This is a genomic window from Polynucleobacter sp. 35-46-11, assembly GCF_002281105.1.
In genome coordinates this window covers 1-1,595 of the sequence record NZ_NCFJ01000549.1, presented here as the reverse complement: position 1 = coordinate 1,595, position 1,595 = coordinate 1, and the positions used below count along the sequence as shown (strand labels likewise).

The window sequence follows — 1,595 nt, the reverse complement described above, 5'->3', positions numbered from 1 at the left end:
GCAGTGGTGTCCAAAGCAACAATCTTTCCTTGCTTGAGCATAGCAATGCGCTGGCAAAGTGCCTCAGCCTCTTCAAGGTAATGGGTTGTTAAGACAATCGTGTGGCCATCTTGATTTAAGCGACTAATAAATTGCCAAAGAGATTGGCGTAGCTCTACGTCAACACCAGCTGTTGGTTCATCCAAAATAATCACAGGCGGCCGGTGTACCAAAGCCTGCGCAACCAATACTCGACGCTTCATACCACCAGATAGAGAGCGCATATTGCTGTCAGCCTTATTGGTGAGATCCAAGTTCGCCATGATCTCGTCAATCCAGGCATCGTTATGACGAATGCCAAAATAGCCAGACTGAAATTGCAGCGTCTCTCTAACAGTAAAGAAGGGGTCGAATACTAACTCCTGCGGTACGACTCCCAGCATACGACGTGCGTCACGAAACTGACTCTGAACATCCGCACCCATGATTTCAGCATGGCCACGATCAGCAGTGACTAACCCAGCAAGAATGGAAATGAGCGTTGTCTTACCAGCACCATTGGGACCAAGCAAGCCAAAAAACTCACCTTGATCTATTGATAAGGAAACATCATCGAGCGCTTGTAGGGCGCCATAATTTTTTGATACGTTCTTTATCGATATTGCTGCATGCATGCTATGACAAACCTAGCAACTCAGCAACGCCATATACGCCAGCCAACACGGTTAACTTTTTCGGTGCATTTTGTATAGAAATCTGCTGACCCCCGGCTTGCAATTTTTTCTGCCATGCCAACAACACTGTTAGCACAGTAGAGTCAAAATCCTTGAGATTGATGCAATCTATATTTCTTAATGTCGCAAGATTTAACAGGCCATCCTTTTCTAACTGCAAAACATTATTCTGCGTCACTGAGGTGGGCAATAAAAATGGCATCTGCTATTTATCTTTGATTGATCTTGTGAGCTTTTTAGTTTGCTGGCTTTGCAGCAGCAAGCTGCTTATTGCGATCCTGCAAGAACTTCACCAAACCTTCCACACCATTCTGGCTAATCTGATTAGCGAATTGATTGCGATAAGCCTCTACCAACCAAACACCCATGATATTCATGTCATAAACCTTCCATCCATTGGCTGTTTTTTCTAGGCGATAGTCGAGTGGTATGGGGTCACCACGACCAATCACTACAGTCTTCACAATAACCTCTTTATCGTCAGGAGCTGCACGCAAAGGCTTAAATTGAATTGTCTGATCGCGCAACTGACTTAGAGCGCCAGAGTAAGTGCGAATCAGTAAATTCTTAAATTCAGAAATTAATTGAGCCTGCTGCTCTGGGGTGGCTTTTTTCCAATTGGGGCCCATTGCCATTTCAGTAGTACGGCGCATATCGGTATAGGGAACAATTTTCTTATCCACCAAATCTACGATGCGCGGGATATTGCCTTTTTGAATTTCTGGATCAGACTTTACAGAAGCCATTACGTCTGAAACTACCGTCTTGATCAAACCATCTGGCGTTGACTGGTCAACTACTTGCGCAGAAACGCTACCGGCAAACAAAAACAAGCCTGTGAGCAAGGCTGTAAAGTATTTTTGAATGGGTTTTTGGCTTTTC

Annotated in this window: 3 protein-coding genes; all 3 read right to left on the bottom strand. The window is 44.6% G+C overall.

Going from position 1 to position 1,595, the window contains the following annotated elements:
• A partial coding sequence (locus B7Y67_RS17475; RefSeq protein ID WP_293599717.1) for an ABC transporter ATP-binding protein occupies positions 1-653 on the bottom strand: 653 nt, incomplete at its 3' end.
• A 1-nt stretch (position 654) separates the two neighbouring features.
• Complete coding sequence (locus B7Y67_RS17470; RefSeq protein ID WP_215302367.1) at positions 655-915, bottom strand: lipid asymmetry maintenance protein MlaB; 261 nt, start codon at positions 913-915, stop codon at positions 655-657.
• 34 nt (positions 916-949) lie between these two features.
• A complete protein-coding gene (locus B7Y67_RS17465) occupies positions 950-1,558 on the bottom strand; it encodes a phospholipid-binding protein MlaC (RefSeq protein ID WP_367227304.1) in 609 nt (202 codons plus the stop codon).
• Positions 1,559-1,595: the final 37 nt, after the last annotated feature.